The sequence below is a fragment of the Nonomuraea roseola genome (assembly GCF_039535395.1).
GTDB classification, from domain to species: domain Bacteria; phylum Actinomycetota; class Actinomycetes; order Streptosporangiales; family Streptosporangiaceae; genus Nonomuraea; species Nonomuraea roseola.
On record NZ_BAAAXC010000015.1, the window covers coordinates 1,578,692 to 1,597,278 of the forward strand.

The window sequence follows — 18,587 nt, forward strand, 5'->3', positions numbered from 1 at the left end:
GGCGGCGCTACCGGCCGGGCAGCCAGCCCGGAGGGAAGATCAGCGAGCGCAGGCCGTGCCCTTCGAGCTTGCCCGCCCACTCCTCGGGGGTGGTCGCCACGCCCTCCTCCCGCTCTCCTGTCGCGTTGTAGACGGGGGTGTAACCGAACCCTGAGCCGAAAAGCCTGGCCACGAGCTCACCTCCCCTGGTCGGGGAGAGGTTGCGCGAGGGGAACTTGGCCGCGTCGTACGCGAGGACGTAGCCGGTGTTGGCGGCCCACATCCGCATGAAGTCCTGGGCGTTCTCCTTGGCCGAGCCGACCGGCTGGTCGTGAGCGAGGTTGACCATCGCCTTGATGCCGACCGAGCCACCCGCGTAGGCGATGCCGTCGACAGTCGCGTAGACCAGGGTGGTGAGCGCGTAGGCGGGGAAACCCGCACTGAAGATCCGCGCGGCGTTCGCTCCGAACAGCGCCTTGAGCAGCCTCGCGGTCCTGACCAGCTTCACGATCCGCGCGGCGGCCACGACGTACAGCCAGGTGGTCACCGGCTGGAACATCACCATCCAGACCAGCTGCAGCAACTCGTTCTCTACCTCGGCGAAGCGGCGGCGCACGTCGTCCACCAGGCGGGCGTATGCCTCGCACACCACCGCGATGACACGCAGGTCGGCCACGAACGCGGCGGGAAGCGGGCGCAGGCGGCCGTCGTAGACGGCCGCGAAGGAGTCGACGCCCTGCCCTGCGCTGTTCCTGGTCACCGACGCGGCGGCCTGGTCGGCTCGGTAGGCCAGCCCGCGCTTGGGCTCGTCGCCGCCGTCGATCGCGTCGGCCAGGTCGGTGAAGACGCGCGCGACGGCACGGAGCCGCTCGGGGGGGATCTCGGGTGCCACCACACCGGCCCACAGCCGCAGGCCTGCCAGCGTGCCGACGCTGCCCGCCATGAAGACCATCATGAGGCGGCTCGCGGGCAGCATTATGGCATCGGCCCGCGCGGGATGAGGTCCTGCACGCGCGGCGGCTGGTAGGCGGGGACGTCCTCGAGCTTCAGGTCGTCGGCCGTGCCCCAGTCGGTGACGACCACGTTGTGGCGCATCACGAGCAGCTTCTCGGCGACGTCGCCGTAGGCCCCGGCGAGCTGGCCGAGCAGATCGAGCATCTCGGTGGACTTGGGCGCATACCACCGCACGAAGTTCCTGTCGGTCTCCTCGTCCATCGGCCACGAGCGCAGCTCGCTCAGCGCGTCGACGGCGCGCAGCACCGCGTCATGGAAATCGGATCCGATGTCGTGGAAGGCCGGGGCGGCGCTCCTGAGCAACTGGTCGAGGTCTAAGTCCAGAGGTGGCTTACTCAAGAGGGCCCCCATGAAGTCGGGCGGATCATGACTGCTCGCCATGATCCGCCCGACGTGTTTCGTGCCCGTCGACTCCCGGTTACTTCTTGGTCTCAGCGAGTTCAGCCACAGTTACCCCAGTCGGACGCGGTGTTGCCCGACTTGGTGCTGCCGGAGAACTTCACGCAGCTGCCCTTGCCGTAGAGGTAGACGGGGCCCGCGTAGAACTCGAAGTTGCCGCTGTCGGTCTTGGAGCTCTTGCCCTGGACCTCGAGCGTGGCGCTGACGGGAGTGGACACGCCGACATCCGTGGTCTTGAGCGTCACGACGCAGTTGTTGCCCGTCGCGTTGCTGTAGAGCTGGTAGGTGGTTCCACCCGCGAAGGAGGCCTGGCGCTGCACGTAGTAGCCGCCACCGCAGACCGAGGTGGCCGTGTGCGGGTTGGTCTTCTGGACGGGCGGTGCGGAGGACTTGGTGGGCGTCGGCTTCGGAGTGGTCGGGGTCGGCTTGGGGGTGGTGGGCGTCGGCTTCGGAGTCGTCGGGGTCGGCTTCGGGCTGGCCTTGGTCGGGGTCGGCTTCGGGCTGGCCTTGGTCGGCGTCGGCTCGGGCTCCGTCGGCTTCGGCGCGGGCTTCGACTCGGTCGGCTTCGGCTCCTCGGAGGGCGTCGGGGAGGGCTCCTCCGTCGGCTTCTCCCTGGTCGGCGTCGGCGTGGGCGAGGGCTGCTCCTGCGTCGGCGTCGGCTTCGGCTTCTCCCGCTCCTCCTCCTGCTCCGACTCCTTCGTCCTGGACGGCTTGGCGCTGGGAGTGCGCGTGGCCTCGACCGTGACGGTGGCCGTCGGCGCGGGCGCCGCCGTGGTGGGGGGTGCGGCGATGTTCTGGGTCGGCACGGGAGGAGCCGTGGTGATCGAGGTCAGCTCGGGTGTGGGGACCGCACTGCTCGGGTCGTCGGTGGGCAGCTCGAACGGCATGACGTCAGTGGACTCGGGCGCGGGCGTCGTCGCCCACGGCACCGTCACCTTGCCCTGCCCCTGCTGGGTGCCAGGCGGCTCGGCCTGTGTCTGGGCGGCGCCGTCCGTCGCCGCGGAGGCCTGGTCCCCGCTCTGCGGGGCCGGCACGCCGCTCCCAGGTCCCGTGCCGTCCGCCGCGGTGGCCGCGATCAGGTTCCCTTCTCCGGCGTAACGGTTGGCTCCCCACAGTCCGAGCCCTGAGACCAGGATGACCGCCGCCATCGCCGCGACCAGGCCGATGGGGAACGGCCTGCGCGCCGGCGCCGGGCGCTGGGCGGGCACGGCGTACACGGGGTGCCCGTGCATCGGCTCCTGGGCCGGTGGCTCCGCGGAAGGCGGGCCCCACTGCGGAGCCACCGCCGCCGGCGGAGCCTGAGGGGGCATGGACTCGGGCGTGGTGTACATCGGCAGCCGCAGCGTGCCTTCGAGCGGCGGCGCGGCGTCGGCGATCGCGACCTCGGAGGCGCCTGCGACCAGCTTGTCGGCGTTCTTGTCACCGAGGAGCTGCAGCAGCGCGGTGTAGGTCGTGGGCCGCTGCGCGACCTCCTTCGACAGCGCGGCGACCACAACCCGACGCAGCGGCTGTGGGAGCGCCCCGACGTCGGGCTTCTCGCTCAGCACGGCCTGCGCGTCGTGCTCGAAGGGCGCCTGACCGGTCGCGGCGAACACCACGGTCGCGGCCCAGGAGAAGACGTCGGACGGTGGGCCGTAACGCAGCTGCTTGATCTGCTCGGGCGAGCGGTAGCCGAGCTCGCCCTCGGGCTCGCCCACCGCCGCGTCGGTCACGCGGGGGCCGTCGGCGCCGAGGATCACGTTGTGGGGCGTAAGGCCGCTGTGCGTCACCCCTGCCAGGTGGGCGGAGGTCAGCGCCGTGAGGACGCCGACGGCCACCCGCTCCAGCGCGTCACCTGACAGTGGTCCTTCGGCCTCCACCGTCTCGGCCAGGCTGCGACCTTCGACATGCTCCCTCACGACGTACGGCAGGCCGTCGGAGACGCCCACGTCGAGGACGCGGGCGACGTAGGAGCTGGAGACCCGTTTGACGCCGCGGAGCCGGTCGAGCATCTCGCCGTCGTCAGCGGCTTCCTGAGGCAGCGTCTTGATGGCGCGAAGCGCTTCGTCATCGTCCGTGCGCCCCAGGTAGACCGCGCCACGCGGTCCTTCACCCAGGCGTCCGACGATGGCGTAGTCACCCAGGCGCTCAGGGTCTCCTGGCCGGGGGGAGGAGTCCATGACCCACCTTTCGACGACAAATCATGATCGGAGGACATTGAACCAAATCCGCCCCACCCGTAACGAGGGTTTCGCCCCAGTTCCTGACAGTTCACCGTCAAGTCGTAATCAATTAGGGCGGCTGGCCCGCCAACCTCTGCGTCGCCCCATCGGCATGAACAGCCGCGCGGCCACGAGCGCGCCCGCGAGGGCGAGGGCGGCCGAGGCCACGCCCGCCGCGATCCCGATCGCCCGCCAGTCGACGGGAGGGGCCTTCGCCACGGCGTTCTCGGACAGTGGAGGGGGCAGCGGAGGGGCCAGCTTGACGTGCTCGGAGGGGAGCACCGCGGTGACCGCCAGGAGCGGGTTGACGACACCGGCGCCGGTTCCGTCACCGAGCGCGCCGTCGGCCGTGACCTCGATGCGCCGCCGTACCTGCTCCTGGGTGAGATGCGGGAAACGGGCGCGCACCAGGGCGGCCACCCCCGCCACGTACGGCGCGGCGAAGCTGGTGCCGTCGAGACCGTCCATGTAGGACTTGCCGGTCCAGGTGCTCATGACGTTCTGGCCCGGCGCCACGACGCCGACCTTGGAGACGGTGTTGGAGAAGTCGGATCGGCCGCCGTCGGCCGAGACCGAGCCGACGGACAACACACCGGCGTAGGCGGCGGGGAACTCCTGCTTGTCCTTGTCCTCGGGGCTCGAGTTGCCGGCCGCGGCGACGACCACGATGTCCTTGGCGAGCGCGTAGTCGATCGCGGCCTTCAGATCGGACGTGTCGGCCGCCTGGGTCGAGACGTTGATCACGTCGACGTTCAGCTTGGCGGCCTCCATGATGGCCAGGGCCAGCAGGGCAGAAGTTCCGTTCTTCCCGTTGGTCTGCTTGAAGGAGACCAGTCTGACCCCTGGCGCGACACCGTGGAAGGGGACGTCCGCGCGGTTGCTGGCGGCGATGATGCCCGCCACCGCGGTGCCGTGCCCCAGGCAGTCCCGATGACCTGTGCCGGTGAGTTCGAACTGTCTGACTCCGCGCAGCTGGGGGTGATAGACGTCCACACCGCTGTCGATGACCGCCACGGTCACGCCCTCACCCCTGGTGAGGTGCCACACGCTCTCGGCCTTCACGCGCCGCTGCGCCCACGATTCGCCCACCTCCATGGAGCCGGGCTCGGGCTCACACTGCACGGGCGCCGCCTGCGCCGCGGCAGGGATGAACGTGTGGGCCATCACCAGGGCGCCGACGAGGAGGACCCTACGGATCATGGGGCCAGAGCCTAGCTTGTCCCGTTATCAGGCCAAAGTCCGTCACCTCGAGGGCTCATCTGGCGTCACCGTGATCCGGAGGGTCCTGGCCCGGCTCCCGTCGAGGGGCCGGGCCGGGAAGCAGGGGATGTCAGCGCGTGGCCGACTCGATGTTGCCGCGGTAGGTGTTGATCACCCGGGCCGCTTCCTGCAGCTCCTCCGACATCCGCTGGAAGGCGGCCCTGTAGCTCTGCCACGCGCCGCCGAACCTGTCGGCCCCCGGCCCCGTCCACGCGGTGCCGACCTTGGCCGCCTCGCGGTCCAGCGCCGCCATGGTGCTGCGCACCGCCTCGGCCTGCTGGGTGAACTGGGTGGCCATCTGCTGCATCTCCGCAGGGTTGCCACCGAGCAAGTTGTGCGTCATGCGCTCCTCCAGATTCGACCGACGGGCGCCCTCACGATAGGCAGGCAACCCCGGCATCGCCCCGGGTTATGCCGAGCGGCTATGGTCGCCCAGAGGATTGTTCGGATAAAGGGGGACAACCATGCGCGAGGTTGTGGTCACCGGCGGAGGAACCGGCATCGGCTTCGCCATCGCCGCCGCGTTCGCCGCGCAGGGCGACAAGGTCACCATCACCGGCCGACGCGAGCAGGTCCTGAGAGAGGCCGCCGACAAGCTGGGCGCGTCGTACGCCGTCTTCGACGCCACGAGCCCCGTCGCCGTGCAGGAGGCGCTCGCCCACCTGCCCGCGACGGTCGACGTGCTGGTCAACAACGCGGGCGGCAACACCAACCTCGACCGGCAGAAGATCGAGGACGACCTGACGGACCTGGCCGAGGCCTGGTGGGCGAACCTCAACGCCAACCTGATGTCGGCGGTCCTGGTCACCACCGCGCTGCTCCCCCGCCTGGCCAAGGGCGGCAGGATCGTCTCCATCGGCTCCATCGCCGCCCGCGGCACCGGTTCTGGCTCGTACGGCGCGGCCAAGGCCGCCATGGAGTCGTGGACCGCCGACCTGGCGGCCGAGCTCGGCTCCAAGGCGACCGCCAACGTCGTCGCGCCGGGCCTCGTCGTCGACACCGAGTTCTTCCGCGGCCGCCTCACACCCGAGGGTGTCAGGCACCGCGTCGAGAGCACCCGCAACGGCCGCGCGGGCACACCGGACGACATCGCCGAAACCGTCCTGTTTCTGGCCTCCCCGGGTGCGGGCCATCTCACGGGGCAGGTCCTCCACGTGAACGGCGGCGCCTACCTCGGCAGGTAGCCGCCCCTAGACTCCTTTGCAGACCTGGTCGAGAAGGGAAAGACGTCGGTGCGGAAAGTTCTGATCGCCAATCGTGGCGAGATCGCCGTGCGGATCGCCAGGGCGTGCGAGGACGCCGGGCTCTCCAGCGTCGCCGTCTACGCCGAGCAGGACCTCGACGCGCTCCACGTCAGGGTCGCCGGCGAGGCTCACGCGCTCGGCGGCCGGTCGCCGGCCGAGACCTACCTCGACATCGCCAAGCTGCTGCGCATCGCCGCCGAGACCGGGGCGGACGCCGTCCACCCCGGTTACGGCTTCCTCGCCGAGAACGCCGGCTTCGCGCAGGCCGTCATCGACGCGGGCCTGACCTGGATCGGCCCCCCCTCCCGCCGCCATCGCCGCGCTCGGCGACAAGGTCCAGGCCAGGCACATCGCGCAGAAGGTCGGCGCGCCCCTGGTCGCGGGCACCAAGGACCCGGTCGCGGGGGTCGAGGAGGTGCTCGCGTTCGCGAGCGAGCACGGCCTGCCCATCGCGATCAAGGCCGCGTACGGCGGCGGCGGCCGCGGCATCAAGGTCGCCAGGACGCTCGAGGAGATCCCCGACCTCTACGAGTCGGCGGTGCGCGAGGCCGTCACCTCCTTCGGCCGCGGCGAGTGCTTCGTCGAGCGCTACCTCGACCGCCCCCGCCACGTCGAGACCCAGTGCCTGGCCGACACGCACGGCAACGTCGTCGTGGTCAGCACCCGCGACTGCTCGCTGCAGCGCCGCCACCAGAAGCTCGTGGAGGAGGCGCCCGCCCCCTTCCTCACCCCCGAGCAGGTCGAGACCCTCTACACCAGCTCCAAGGCCATCCTGCGCGAGGCCGGTTACGTCGGCGCGGGCACCTGCGAGTTCCTCGTCGGCCAGGACGGCACGATCTCCTTCCTCGAGGTCAACACCCGCCTGCAGGTCGAGCACCCCGTCACCGAGGAGGTCGCGGGCGTCGACCTGGTGCGCGAGATGTTCCGCGTCGCCGACGGCGAGCCGCTGGGCTACGACGACCCGCCGCTGCGCGGCCACTCCATCGAGTTCAGGATCAACGCTGAGGACGCGGGCAGGAACTTCCTTCCCGCTCCCGGCACCCTGACCGCGATGCGCGCCCCCTCGGGCCCCGGCGTGCGGCTCGACTCCGGCTACGAGGCGGGGATGACCGTCCCTCAGACCTTCGACTCGCTCATCGCCAAGCTCATCGTGACGGGGCGCACCCGCACCGAGGCGCTCGAGCGCTCCCGCAGGGCGCTGGCCGAGTTCGAGATCGACGGCATGCCGACGGTCCTGCCCTTCCACAGGGCCGTGGTCGCCGACCCCGCCTTCACCTCCGAGCCGTTCTCCGTCCACACGCGGTGGATCGAGACGGAGTGGGGCGGTGGCGTGGCGCCGTACTCGGGGGCAGTCGAGAGCGCCGAGCCCGCGGCGAGGGAGAGCGTGACCGTCGAGGTCGGCGGCAAGAGGCTCGAGGTGGTGCTGCCCGCGGGCTTCGCCACGTCGGCGCCCAGGCCCACGGCGGGCAGGCCGTCGCGCAGGAGGGCGGGCGGCGCCACGAAGGCGGCAGCCGGAGGCGACACGCTCCTCAGCCCGATGCAGGGCACGATCGTCAAGGTCGTGGTCGCCGACGGCGACACTGTGGCCGAGGGCGACACCATCGTCGTGCTCGAGGCGATGAAGATGGAGCAGCCGCTGACGGCGCACAAGTCGGGCACCGTCACGGGGCTGGCCGCGGCCGTCGGACAGACCGTCACCTCGGGGGCGGCCATCTGCGAGATCAAGGGCGCGTAGCGGGTAGGTTCGGAGGAGAGGAACTTCGCCGACCGCTCATTCGTCCTTAAGGACGAAGGAGGCTTGCTGCCAATGACCCATCCGCTGCGCCGGACGACGGCCGCGATCGCGGCACTGATCGCCGGTCTGTTCGCCGTTTTCGCGCTCTCGCCGGCCGCGTACGCCGCGGCCCCACCCGACGCCGCCTCAGTGATCTCCACCTGGAAGGGCGGGGACCCCCTCTTCGTGCAGTCAGGTTCGCCGCTCAGCTCCGACGAGCAGTCGGGGATCCGCGACGCGCTCAAGGGTGCCGACAACAAGGTCTACGCCGTGGCCCTGCCCGACAACACGGTGCAGGAGTCCGAGCTGGGCGCCTATTTCACCTCGCTGGGCAAGGCCCTTGACGAGGCCGGCCGCCCGCTCGCCACCATCGCGGTGCTCGACGGCAAGACCCTCTTCGCCTCCTCCAGCCAGGTGAAGCAGAACTACGTCACCCAGATCGCCAAGCTCTCGGTCAACGCCAACCCCGGCGACGTCGTGGCGGGCATGGAGGACTTCACCAACCGCATCGACCTCGCCGTCGCGGGCAAGCGCTCGGCGCTCAACTCCGGCAGCAGCGCGGGGAGCGAAGGCTCCGGCACCGGCGCGCTGGTCGGCCTCGGCGCTCTGGCCCTGGTCGGCGGTGGCGGCTACTTCCTCTACTCCAAGAACAAGAAGAAGAAGCTCGAGGTCAGGCGCCAGGCCGAGCTCGCCGCGGTCAAGACCACGGTGGAGGAGGACGTCACGAAGTTCGGTGAGGAGATCACCGAGCTCGACAGCGACGTCAGGCTGGCGGGCGCGGGCGGTCAGAACATCACCGAGTGGCAGACCGCCCTCGACTCCTACGAGAAGGCCAAGGCACAACTGGCCTCCGTGCAGCAGGCCGACCAGGTCCGCGACGTCACCACGACGCTCGAGGACGGCCGCTACGCGCTGGCCGTGGTGAAGGCCAGGGTCAACAACCAGCCCGTCCCCGAGCGGAGGGCGCCCTGCTTCTTCAACCCGCAGCACGGCCCCTCGGTCCGCGACGTGCGCTGGGCGCCTGCCGGCGGCGCGCCCCGCGAGGTGCCCGCCTGCGCGGCCGACGCCATGGCGGTGGAGGGCGGTTACGACCCGCAGACCCGCCAGGTCATGGTCAACGGCCAGTACCGTCCCTACTACGACGCGGGGCCTGCCTACCAGCCCTACGCCTACGGCTACTACGGCGGCTTCGGCGACATCATGACCATGATGTTCGTCGGCACCATGATGGGCAGCATGCTCGGCGGCGGCTTCGGCATGGGCGGCTACGGCGCCGGCTACGCCGAGGGCTACTCCGACGCGGGCGCCGGTGACATGGGCGGCGGCGGCTGGGGCGACATGGGCGGCGGTGACTTCGGCGGTGGCGACTTCGGTGGCGGTGACTGGTAGCCACCCCCGCCTCCTGTCCTGACCGAAAGGGCCCCGGTGAGTTCACCGGGGCCCTTTCGTCGTCCACGGCTCCCGGGCGGCGCGGCGCGCCGCCGCGTTTGTAAGCTGAGGGCAAAGAACCCGTCTGGCGGACCCATGGGGCCAGCGTCAAGGAGGCCCTGTGCGCCGTCTGATCCCCCTCGCGCTCGTCACCGCCCTCACGGCGCTGCCCGCGCTGGTGTCCGTGGTGACCGCGCCGCCCGCGCACGCCCAGGCAGGCCCTTGCAGGGCAGCCGACAGGGTGAACCTGCGCGGGGCCGACTTCACCAACGGGCGCAGGTTCCCCGCCTCGTTTCGCTGCGCCGACCTCACGGGCGCGAAGCTCGACGGCGTCGACCTCACCCAGAAGGACCTGACGGGGGCCATCCTGCGCAAGGCCTCCATGAAGCAGACCGACCTCGGGCAGGTCACCGCGAAGTACGTCGACTTCAGGCAGGCCGACCTGCGCGGAGCCGACCTCGTCCAGATGCACGGCGACTACGCCGACCTGCGTGGCGCCAACCTCATCGACGTGGGCGCGACGCAGGTGCGCTTTCCCAGGGCCAACCTGAGCGGCGCCAAGCTCACCAGGGCCTACCTCGGCCAGGCCGACCTCACGCTCGCCAAGCTCGTCGACGCCGACCTCGTGGACGCCGAGCTCGGCCAGGCCAACGCCCGCAGGGCCGACTTCACCAGGGCGAAGCTGCACGAGGCTCAGATGATCTCGATCGAGGCGCCCAACGCCGTCTTCCGCGACGCGGACCTGCGGGAGGTGCGCTTCAGCTCCGCGGAGATGGACGGGGCCGTCCTGACCGGGGCCGACGTCCAGGACGCCGACTTCACCTTCGCCGACGACCTCGATCTGACCGGCGCCCGCGGCACGCCGAAGAACGTCCCCGACGACGCGAAGGGCTTCGCCTCGCCCTCGCCCTCACCCTCGTCTTCGGGTGGCGCGACGGCTCAGTGGCCTGCCGCCTTCGACCCGCCGTCCACGCAGTCGGGGCTTCCCACGATCTCGCTCGGGTTGCTCCTGGTGGTCGTCGGCTCGCTCGGCCTGCTGGTCACCCTCGCCCTGTGGGCCGCGGCGGCCCGCCGTCCTCCGCCCTACCGCGCCTGAGCGCGCGGCGTCAGATGCCGATGGCGGTCGGCTGCATCAGGCGGCGCGCCGCCTCGGTGATGGAGCCGGACAGCGACGGGTAGACCGCGAAGGTGTGGGCCAGCTGGTCGACAGTGAGCCGCTGCTGCACGGCGACCGACACCGCGAGGATCAGCTCGGAGGCCCTGGGAGCCACCACGACGCCACCGAGCACGATGCCGGTGTGCGGGCGGCAGAACAGCTTGATGAAGCCGTCGTTGAACCCCTGCATCTTGGCCCTGGCGTTGGTCGACAGCGGCAGCTTGACGACGTTCGCCTCGATCTCGCCGGCCTCGATCTGCTTCTGTGACACGCCGACGGAGGCGATCTCGGGGTCGGTGAAGATGTTGGAGGCGACGGTCGCGAGGCGCAGCGGCTGCACCGCCTCGCCGAGCGCGTGCCAGACCGCGATGCGGCCCTGCATCGCGGCGACGGAGGCGAGCATGAGCACGCCCGTGCAGTCGCCGGCGGCGTAGACGCCGGGAGCGGAGGTGCGCGACACCTTGTCGACCTGGACGAACCCGCCCCTGTCGAGGGTCACCCCTGCCTCCTCCAGCCCGAGGCCCGAGGTGTTGGGGACCATGCCGACCGTCATCAGCGCGTGGGAGCCCTCGGCGGTGCGCCCGTCCTCCAGGGTCACCACGACCCCGTCGGCGGTGCGCTTGACCGACGAGGCGCGCGAGCGGCCCATGACGTTCATGCCGCGCCGCCGGTAGACCTCTTCGAGCACCTCCGCCGCGTCGGCGTCCTCGTTGGGCATCATGCGGTCGCGGGAGGAGACCAGCGTGACCTCGGAGCCGAGCGAGCGGTAGGCACCGGCGAACTCGGCCCCCGTGACACCGGAGCCGACCACGATGAGGTGCTCGGGCAGCTCGTCGAGGTCGTAGAGGTGGCGCCAGGTGAGGATGCGCTCGCCGTCGGGCTCGGCGCCCGGCAGGATGCGCGGCGTGGCGCCGGTGGCGACGATCACGACGTCTGCCCTGATCGTACGGTCACCCGCCCTGACCACCTGCGGGTCGACCAGCCGGCCACGGGCCTTGATGATCTCGACGCCCTCGGCGGCGACCCGCGCGCCGATGTCGGCGGACTGCGCCTGGGCCAGCTCCTTCACCCGCTTGTTGACCAGCGGCATGTCGACCTCGGCCGAGCCCGCGTCGCCGTCGGCCCCGCCCGAGTAGTGCACGCCCAGCGAGGGCGCGTCGAGCAGCGCCTGCTTGCGGACGGAGGTCGCGATCATCGTCTTGGACGGCACGCAGTCGGTCAGGACGCACGCGCCGCCTGGACCGTCCTCTTCGACCATCGTGACCTGCGCACCCAGTTGCGCGGCCACCAGAGCCGCCTCGTAGCCGCCTGGTCCGCCACCGATGATCACGATCCTAGTCACGTGTCCCATTGTCCCGCATATGGAGAGGCGAAAACGAACCGGTCCCCGCCCATGGGGATCGGACCGACGTCGGCGCTCCCAGGCGTGGCAGGATGGCGCGGTGGTGAGCACCACTTGGCGAGGAGTGTGAAATGGGACGACTTCCTGATTCGCCGCAGAATACGGGCGGAACCAGGCTCTACGCGGCCTATGGCTCGAACATGGATCCCAAACAGATGGCCATGAGAGCCCCCCACTCCCCCGTGCGGGGCGTGGGCTGGCTGCAGGGCTGGCGCCTGACGTTCTGCGGTGAGGACGCTCGCTGGGAGGGCTCCCTGGCCTCGATCGTGGAGGACCCCGACGAGCATGTCTTCGTCGTCCTGTACGACGTGCCCGAGTGGGACGAGTCGTCTCTCGACCAGTGGGAGGGCGCCAGCCGCGGTCTCTACCACAAGGTACGGCTGCGCGTTCACACGCTCGACGGCGACGTCCTCGCCTGGTTCTACGTGCTCGACAGCTACGAGGGCGGCCTGCCCTCCGCGCGCTATCTCGGCATCCTGGCCGACGCGGCGGAGGTGGCGGGCGCTCCCGACGACTACGTCAAGGGCCTGCGCGGCCGTCCCTGCAAGTCGCTCGGCACCTGACGTCGCGCGCCACGGTGCGCCCGGCCGTGACCGGGCGCACCGCCATGATCAGCCGCGCGTCGATCAGCTCAGCGGCTGGTCCTTGGTCTCCTTCAGCGCGAAGACGTAGACCAGCGTGGAGACCAGCGCCAGGGCCGACATGTACCAGGGGAAGAGCCCCGAGTTTCCCGCGTCCTTGAGCGCGGTGCCGATCAGCGGCGCGGTGCCACCGAAGATCGCGACGGTCAGCGAGTAGGGGAAGCCCGCGCCCGACGCCCGCACCCTGGTCGGGAAGAGCTCGGAGTTCACCGCCGCCGAGATCGAGGTGAAGCAGCCGAGGAAGACCATGCCGATGAGCTGGATGGTCAGCAGGCTGCCGAAGGAGTTGGACAGCGCGCCGAGCATCGGCACAGGCAGCAGCGTGAAGGCCAGGCCGAAGGCGATCAGCATGGGCCTGCGGCCGATCCTGTCCGACAGCATGCCGAGCAGCGGCTGCAGCACCATGAAGAAGAGCAGGGAGATGGTGCCGACCTGCAGCGACATGGCGGGGTCGAAGCCCACGTTCTGCTGGGCGTAGGTCGGCAGGAAGGTCGTCCACGTGTAGTAGGCGACGGTGCCTGCCACGGTGATGCCGACGATCATGGCGGCCTTGGTCGGGTAGCGGACCAGGAACTCGAAGAGCTTCGGCCGTTCGGCCCTGCCCTCCTGGATCTCCTGCGACACGGCCGAGGTCTCGTCGGCGCCCTTGCGGATCCACAGGCCGACGAGGCTGATCACCGCGCCGATGACGAACGGGATGCGCCAGCCGTAGGAGGACATGTCGGCCTTGGAGAGCGTGGAGGCCAGCAGGGCGGCCAGGCCCGAGGCGAGGAGCTGGCCGATGGTCGTGCTGACGTACTGGAAGCTCGAGAACAGGCCACGCCGGCCAGGAGGGGCCGACTCCACCAGGAAGGTGGTGGCGGCGGCGAACTCGCCGCCGACCGACAGGCCCTGGATGAGCCTGGCGAGCGTCAGGATGATCGGGGCCAGCACGCCGGCCGCCGCATAGGTCGGCGTGACGGCCAGCAGCAGCGAGCCCGCGCCCATGAGGATGATGGTGAAGGTCATGGCGGCCTTGCGGCCGAACCTGTCGGCGAAGGAGCCGACCAGGAGCCCGCCGAGCGGTCGCATGAAGAAACCCACCGCGAAGATCGCGAAAGCGCTCAGCACGGGGACGAGGGGGTTGTCGTTCTCGGGGAAGACCTGGCTGGAGAAGTAGACGGCCAGGAACGAGTACGCGTACCAGTCGTACCATTCGACGACGTTGCCGACGCTTGCTGCCAAAAGCTGACGGCCCCGACTCCGGGGGATGCCGAGCGGCGAGCTGGTGATGGTCACCAGGGGGCTCCTTTGCTTCGGGTGCGGTGATGGCTTACTGTGCATCCGGACGACCGAAACAGTCAAATATCTATTTACATATTTACAAATCCGACATGGGGTCAGCTCGAGGTGGACGTTCTCGACCGGCGGCTTGTCGCCGCTCTGCAGGTCAGCCCGCGCGCGTCGTGGGGCGAGATCGGCAGGGCGGTAGGTGAGCACGAGCGCACGGTCGCCAGGCGGCTCCAGCGGCTGATCACCGACGGCGCGGTCCAGGTCACCGCCATCTACGACGACCTGCGCTCGGGGCACGGCCGCCCCGTCCACCTGCACGTCCAGGTGAGGCCGGGCATGTCGGCCATGGTGGCCGACGCGCTGGCCTCCAGGCCCGACACCCGCTCGGTCTACTCGGTGACCGGCGCGGCCGACATCGGCGCCGAACTGGTGGCGCCCAGCAGGGCCGCGCTGCACGAGATCCTCAACGTCGAGGTGCACGGCATCGACGGTGTCGCGGGCACGCAGACGCAGGTGGTGCTGCACACGTTCCGCACGGTGGCCGAGTGGCACGCGCCGTACCTCACCGCCGAGGAGATCGAGCTGCTGCGCCCGCCGCTGCCCGACGTCGTCCTCCCCGACCAGGACGGTCTGTCGCCGCTGGAGAGCGAGGTCGCCGAGCTGCTCGTCGCCGACGGCAGGATCGGCTTCACTTCGATCGCCGAGAGGACCGGCATCTCGGTGCCCACCGCCAGGCGCAGGGTCGCCTCGCTGCTGGAGCGGCGGGTGCTGCTGCTGCGGGCCGAGGTCGAGCCCGCGCTGCTCGGCCTGGACGTCGAGGCGCAGCTGTGGCTGCGGGTGCGCCCCCACGGCCTCGACCAGGTCGGCGAGACGCTGAAGAGGCACCCAGGGGTCCGCTACTGCGCGGCCACCTCGGGCACCTACACCATGCTCGTCCAGGTGGCGGTGGCTCACGAGGCCGACCTCTACCGCTTCCTGACGGAGGTCGTCGGTCCCCTGGACGACGTGACCGACGTCAACGTCACCCTCATCACCCGGGCCTACAAGCGCGGGTTCCTACGCAAGGAGCACTCATGACCCCCGCCGAACTGGAAGTCGCCGAGCTCTGCGCCGAGCTGATCCGGGTGGACAGCAGCAACTACGGCGACGGGAGCGGCCCGGGCGAGCGCGCCGCCGCCGAGGTCGTCATGGCGCGGCTGTCAGAGGTCGGCGTCGAGGCGCACTACAGCGAGAGCGCCCCCGGCAGGGGCAACGTCGTGACCAGGATCGAGGGCAGCGACCCCTCGCTGCCCGCGCTGCTGGTCCACGGCCACCTGGACGTGGTGCCCGCCAACGCGGCCGACTGGAGCGTGGACCCGTTCGCCGGTGAGATCCGCGACGGCTACATCTGGGGGCGCGGCGCGGTCGACATGAAGGACATGGACGCGATGATGCTCGCGGTCCTGCGCCAGATGGTCCGCGAGGGCAGGCGTCCTCGCAGGGACATCGTGTTCGCGTGGGTCGCCGACGAGGAGGCGGGCGGCGTCTACGGCGCCAAGTACCTCACCGCCAACCACCGTGAGCTGTTCGACGGCGTCACCGAGTCGATCAGCGAGGTCGGGGGCTACTCCCTCGAGGTGGACCCCGACCTGCGCCTCTACCTCATCGAGACCGCGCAGAAGGGCCTGTCCTGGATGCGCCTGGTCGCCGACGGCACGGCCGGCCACGGCTCGATGCTCAACTCCAGCAACGCCGTGACCGAGGTGGCCAAGGCCGTGGCCCGCCTGGGCTCCCACGAGTGGCCGCTGACGCTCACGCCCACCGTGCGGCAGTTCCTCACCGAGGTGTCGGACGCCTTCGGCCTGCCCTTCGACCCCGAGAACCCGGCCCCCGTGCTGGACAAGCTGGGCCCGCTGGTCCGCTTCGTCGGCGCGACGCTGAGCCACACCACCAACCCGACCATGCTGAGCGCCGGGTACAAGGCCAACGTCATCCCCGGACAGGCCGAGGCGGTCGTGGACGGGCGCTTCCTGCCCGGCTACGAGGACGACTTCTTCAAGACCGTCGACGAGTTGCTCGGCCCGAACGTGCGCCGCGAGTTCGTCCAGCACGACATCGCGCTGGAGACCACGTTCGACGGCGCGCTGGTCGAGTCGATGATCGCGGCGCTGAAGGCGGAGGACCCGACCGCGCGGGCGGTGCCGTACTGCATGTCGGGCGGCACCGACAACAAGACCTTCTTCGCCGACCTCGGCGTGCGCGGGTTCGGGTTCGTGCCGCTGCGCCTGCCCAAGGACATGGACTTCGCCGGCATGTTCCACGGCGTGGACGAGCGGGTCCCCGTCGAGGCGCTGCAGTTCGGCGTGCGGGTCCTCGACAGGCTGCTCCTAAACTACTGAGATGACCTATGTTCAGGCCCAGGAGGCCGCCGCCGCCCTGAGGAAGGCCACCGAGCTCGACGTCTTCGATGTGGCGCTCGTGATGGGGTCGGGCTGGGTGCCCGCGGCCGACGCGATCGGCGACACGCTCGTCGAGCTGCCGGTGACTGACCTTCCGGGCTTCAACCCCCCGGCGGTGGCCGGCCACGCGGGGAGGGTCCGCGTCGTGCGCACCCCCTCGGGAAGGCACGCGCTGATCTTCCTGGGCCGCACCCACCTGTACGAGGGGCTCGGCGTCGACCCCGTCGTCCACGGCGTGCGCACCGCCCTGGCAGCAGGCGTGCGCACGGTCGTGCTGACCAACGCGGCCGGCGGCCTGCGCCCCGAGACGCAGAACGTCGGCGACCCCGTGCTGATCAGCGACCACATCAACCTGACCGGCGCCAACCCGCTGACCGGCGCGACCTTCATCGACCTCACCGAGGTCTACTCCAAGCGCCTGCGCGCCCTGGCGACCCAGGTGGACCCCTCGCTGGCCGAGGGTGTCTATGTGGCCTTCCGCGGCCCGACCTACGAGACGCCCGCCGAGATCCGCATGCTGCGCACGCTCGGCGGCGACATGGTCGGCATGTCCACGGTCCTCGAGGCCATCGCGGCCCGCGCGGGCGGCGCCGAGGTGCTCGGCATCTCGCTGGTCACCAACCCCGGCGCGGGGCTGGTCGGTGAGCCGCTCAACCACGAGGAGGTCCTCGAGGTCGGCCGTGCGACCGCCACCAGGATGGGCACGCTGCTGGCCAAGGTGGTCGACAGGCTGTGAGCAGCGAAGCGGGCGCGACCATGAACACGAGCGCGAGGGAGCTCGCGCTGGCCTGGCTGGCCCAGGACCCCGACCCCGACACCAGGGCGGAGCTCTCCGCGCTCCTCGACGACCCGGAGGCGCTCCAGGAGCGCTTCGGGGCCAAGCTGGAGTTCGGTACGGCAGGCCTGCGCGGCGAGCTCGGGGCCGGCCCCAACCGGATGAACCGCGTCACCGTCATGCGGGCGGCGGCGGGTCTGGCCACGGTGCTCGGCCCCGGCAGGCACGTGGTGATCGGCTACGACGCCAGGCACAAGTCCGACGTGTTCGCCCGCGACACCGCCGCCGTGCTCACGGGCGCGGGGCTGCGCGCCTCGATCCTGCCAGGGCCGCTGCCGACGCCGGTGCTCGCGTTCGCCGTCAGGCGCCTCGGAGCCGACGCGGGCGTCACGGTGACCGCCAGCCACAACCCGCCCCGCGACAACGGCTACAAGGTCTACTGGCGCGAAGGCTCGCAGATCGTGCCCCCTGTCGACAGCCAGATCTCGGCCGCGATCGACGCGGCAGGACCTGTCGACCAGCTCCCCCTCGGCCCCTTCGAGGTGCTCGGCCCCGACATCGTCTCCGCCTATCTGCAGGCCGTCACCCGGCTGCCTCTGGGTGAGGAGCGCGACCTGCGCGTCGTCTACACCCCGCTGCACGGCGTCGGTGCGACGGTCTTCGGCGCGGCCATGCGGAATGCGGGCTTCCACGCCCCCGTCATGGTCGAGGAGCAGCGCGAGCCCGATCCCGACTTCCCGACGGTGGCCTTCCCCAACCCCGAGGAGCCCGGCGCGATGGATCTCGCGCTGGCCCTGGCGGCCAAGGTGGAGGCCGACCTCGTGCTGGCCAACGACCCCGACGCCGACCGGTGCGCGGTGGGCGTCCCGCTGGGCGACGGCACCTTCAGGATGCTGACCGGTGACGAGGTCGGCGGGCTGCTCGGCGAGCACGTGATCGCCCACACCTCCGGCGACCGGCTGGTGGCCACCACGATCGTCTCCTCGTCCCTGCTCGGCCGCATCGCCCATTCGTACGGCGTGCGGCACACCGAGACCCTCACCGGCTTCAAGTGGATCATGCGAGCGGGCGAGGGCCTGATCTACGGCTACGAGGAGGCGCTCGGCTACAGCGTCGGCGGCCCGCACGGCCTGCCCGTCCACGACAAGGACGGCATCGGCGCGGCCCTCACCGTCGCGGGCATCGCGGCGACGGCCAAGCTCGTCGGCCGCACGCTCCTCGACCTCCTCGACGACCAGGCCAGACGCTACGGACTGCACGCCACCTCGCAGCTGTCCTTCCGCGTGGCGGACCTCAGTCTGATCTCCGACGCCATGGCGAGGCTCAGGGCCGCGCCCCTCGCGACCCTGGGCGGCAGGAGCGTCGAGGCGCGCGACGACCTGGCCGTGGGAGCGGGCGGGCTGCCGCCGACCGACGGCCTGCGCTACCGCCTGGCGGGCGGCGCGCGGGTGGTGGTGCGTCCTTCCGGCACCGAGCCCAAGCTCAAGTGCTACCTGGAGGTCGTCGTCCCTGTGACGGGCGAGGTGGCGAGGGCGCGCGCCACCGCCGCGGCCGAGCTCGACGCTCTCAAGGCGGATCTCGCCGCGGCCCTCGGCCTCTGACGC

The 18,587-nt window shown here is 70.8% G+C and carries 15 protein-coding genes and 1 pseudogene; 9 read left to right on the forward strand and 7 right to left on the reverse strand.

The window, feature by feature from the left end:
* Positions 1 to 7 precede the first annotated feature (7 nt).
* The 5 genes from ABFX55_RS30390 to ABFX55_RS30410 all read right to left on the reverse strand — a co-directional run bounded on the left by ABFX55_RS30390 (position 8) and on the right by ABFX55_RS30410 (position 5,196).
* Complete coding sequence (locus ABFX55_RS30390) at positions 8 to 922, reverse strand: hypothetical protein (protein WP_346126158.1); 915 nt, start codon at positions 920 to 922, stop codon at positions 8 to 10.
* 32 nt (positions 923 to 954) lie between these two features.
* Positions 955 to 1,332, reverse strand: a complete 378-nt coding sequence (locus tag ABFX55_RS30395) for a hypothetical protein (protein ID WP_346126159.1) — start codon at positions 1,330 to 1,332, stop codon at positions 955 to 957.
* A gap of 101 nt (positions 1,333 to 1,433) precedes the next feature.
* On the reverse strand, positions 1,434 to 3,551 hold the full coding sequence (locus tag ABFX55_RS30400) for a serine/threonine protein kinase (RefSeq protein ID WP_346126160.1): 2,118 nt from the start codon (positions 3,549 to 3,551) through the stop codon (positions 1,434 to 1,436).
* A 108-nt stretch (positions 3,552 to 3,659) separates the two neighbouring features.
* The gene (locus tag ABFX55_RS30405; RefSeq protein ID WP_346126161.1) at positions 3,660 to 4,793 is read right to left on the reverse strand and encodes a S8 family serine peptidase; all 1,134 of its coding nucleotides are present in this window, start codon (positions 4,791 to 4,793) and stop codon (positions 3,660 to 3,662) included.
* 130 nt (positions 4,794 to 4,923) lie between these two features.
* Complete coding sequence (locus tag ABFX55_RS30410; protein ID WP_183650405.1) at positions 4,924 to 5,196, reverse strand: WXG100 family type VII secretion target; 273 nt, start codon at positions 5,194 to 5,196, stop codon at positions 4,924 to 4,926.
* Between the two features lie 121 nt (positions 5,197 to 5,317).
* Here ABFX55_RS30410 and ABFX55_RS30415 point away from each other — a divergent pair, with 121 nt between their 5' ends.
* The 4 genes and pseudogenes from ABFX55_RS30415 (at position 5,318) to ABFX55_RS30430 (ending at position 10,395) form a co-directional block, all read left to right on the forward strand.
* The gene (locus ABFX55_RS30415) at positions 5,318 to 6,037 is read left to right on the forward strand and encodes an SDR family oxidoreductase (RefSeq protein WP_346126162.1); all 720 of its coding nucleotides are present in this window, start codon (positions 5,318 to 5,320) and stop codon (positions 6,035 to 6,037) included.
* 48 nt (positions 6,038 to 6,085) lie between these two features.
* Positions 6,086 to 7,832 (forward strand): annotated as a pseudogene (locus ABFX55_RS30420) (acetyl/propionyl/methylcrotonyl-CoA carboxylase subunit alpha).
* A gap of 72 nt (positions 7,833 to 7,904) precedes the next feature.
* Positions 7,905 to 9,260: a hypothetical protein gene (locus ABFX55_RS30425; RefSeq protein ID WP_346126163.1), complete on the forward strand. Its 1,356-nt coding sequence runs from the start codon at positions 7,905 to 7,907 to the stop codon at positions 9,258 to 9,260.
* 160 nt (positions 9,261 to 9,420) lie between these two features.
* On the forward strand, positions 9,421 to 10,395 hold the full coding sequence (locus ABFX55_RS30430) for a pentapeptide repeat-containing protein (RefSeq protein ID WP_346126164.1): 975 nt from the start codon (positions 9,421 to 9,423) through the stop codon (positions 10,393 to 10,395).
* Positions 10,396 to 10,405: 10 nt separating this feature from the next.
* Here ABFX55_RS30430 and ABFX55_RS30435 read toward each other — a convergent pair whose 3' ends face one another.
* A complete protein-coding gene (locus tag ABFX55_RS30435) occupies positions 10,406 to 11,797 on the reverse strand; it encodes an NAD(P)H-quinone dehydrogenase (protein ID WP_346126165.1) in 1,392 nt (463 codons plus the stop codon).
* A 131-nt stretch (positions 11,798 to 11,928) separates the two neighbouring features.
* On the opposite strand from ABFX55_RS30435, the gene ABFX55_RS30440 reads away from it, so the two are divergent.
* A complete protein-coding gene (locus ABFX55_RS30440) occupies positions 11,929 to 12,420 on the forward strand; it encodes a gamma-glutamylcyclotransferase family protein (protein WP_346126166.1) in 492 nt (163 codons plus the stop codon).
* 63 nt (positions 12,421 to 12,483) lie between these two features.
* Here ABFX55_RS30440 and ABFX55_RS30445 read toward each other — a convergent pair whose 3' ends face one another.
* Positions 12,484 to 13,776, reverse strand: a complete 1,293-nt coding sequence (locus ABFX55_RS30445; protein ID WP_346126167.1) for an MFS transporter — start codon at positions 13,774 to 13,776, stop codon at positions 12,484 to 12,486.
* A 111-nt stretch (positions 13,777 to 13,887) separates the two neighbouring features.
* On the opposite strand from ABFX55_RS30445, the gene ABFX55_RS30450 reads away from it, so the two are divergent.
* The 4 genes from ABFX55_RS30450 to ABFX55_RS30465 are packed head-to-tail and all read left to right on the forward strand — an operon-like array spanning position 13,888 to position 18,584.
* The gene (locus tag ABFX55_RS30450; protein ID WP_346126168.1) at positions 13,888 to 14,847 is read left to right on the forward strand and encodes an Lrp/AsnC family transcriptional regulator; all 960 of its coding nucleotides are present in this window, start codon (positions 13,888 to 13,890) and stop codon (positions 14,845 to 14,847) included.
* Positions 14,844 to 16,148, forward strand: a complete 1,305-nt coding sequence (locus ABFX55_RS30455) for a M20/M25/M40 family metallo-hydrolase (RefSeq protein ID WP_346126169.1) — start codon at positions 14,844 to 14,846, stop codon at positions 16,146 to 16,148. The genes ABFX55_RS30450 and ABFX55_RS30455 overlap by 4 nt, the downstream gene beginning before the upstream one ends.
* A gap of 1 nt (position 16,149) precedes the next feature.
* Positions 16,150 to 16,944 (forward strand): purine-nucleoside phosphorylase, encoded by a 795-nt coding sequence (locus tag ABFX55_RS30460; RefSeq protein WP_346126170.1) that lies wholly within the window; start codon positions 16,150 to 16,152, stop codon positions 16,942 to 16,944.
* A 20-nt stretch (positions 16,945 to 16,964) separates the two neighbouring features.
* On the forward strand, positions 16,965 to 18,584 hold the full coding sequence (locus ABFX55_RS30465) for a phospho-sugar mutase (protein WP_346131303.1): 1,620 nt from the start codon (positions 16,965 to 16,967) through the stop codon (positions 18,582 to 18,584).
* Positions 18,585 to 18,587: the final 3 nt, after the last annotated feature.

Excerpts from the sequence above, each read along its gene's own strand:
- ABFX55_RS30465 (WP_346131303.1), top strand. The coding sequence starts at position 16,965 with ATGAACACGAGCGCGAGGGAGCTCGCGCTGGCCTGGCTGGCCCAGGAC.
- ABFX55_RS30405 (WP_346126161.1), bottom strand. The coding sequence starts at position 4,793 with ATGATCCGTAGGGTCCTCCTCGTCGGCGCCCTGGTGATGGCCCACACG.
- ABFX55_RS30390 (WP_346126158.1), bottom strand. The coding sequence starts at position 922 with ATGGCGGGCAGCGTCGGCACGCTGGCAGGCCTGCGGCTGTGGGCCGGT.
- ABFX55_RS30400 (WP_346126160.1), bottom strand. The coding sequence starts at position 3,551 with ATGGACTCCTCCCCCCGGCCAGGAGACCCTGAGCGCCTGGGTGACTAC.
- ABFX55_RS30425 (WP_346126163.1), top strand. The coding sequence starts at position 7,905 with ATGACCCATCCGCTGCGCCGGACGACGGCCGCGATCGCGGCACTGATC.
- ABFX55_RS30415 (WP_346126162.1), top strand. The coding sequence starts at position 5,318 with ATGCGCGAGGTTGTGGTCACCGGCGGAGGAACCGGCATCGGCTTCGCC.
- ABFX55_RS30410 (WP_183650405.1), bottom strand. The coding sequence starts at position 5,196 with ATGACGCACAACTTGCTCGGTGGCAACCCTGCGGAGATGCAGCAGATG.
- ABFX55_RS30455 (WP_346126169.1), top strand. The coding sequence starts at position 14,844 with ATGACCCCCGCCGAACTGGAAGTCGCCGAGCTCTGCGCCGAGCTGATC.
- ABFX55_RS30440 (WP_346126166.1), top strand. The coding sequence starts at position 11,929 with ATGGGACGACTTCCTGATTCGCCGCAGAATACGGGCGGAACCAGGCTC.
- ABFX55_RS30460 (WP_346126170.1), top strand. The coding sequence starts at position 16,150 with ATGACCTATGTTCAGGCCCAGGAGGCCGCCGCCGCCCTGAGGAAGGCC.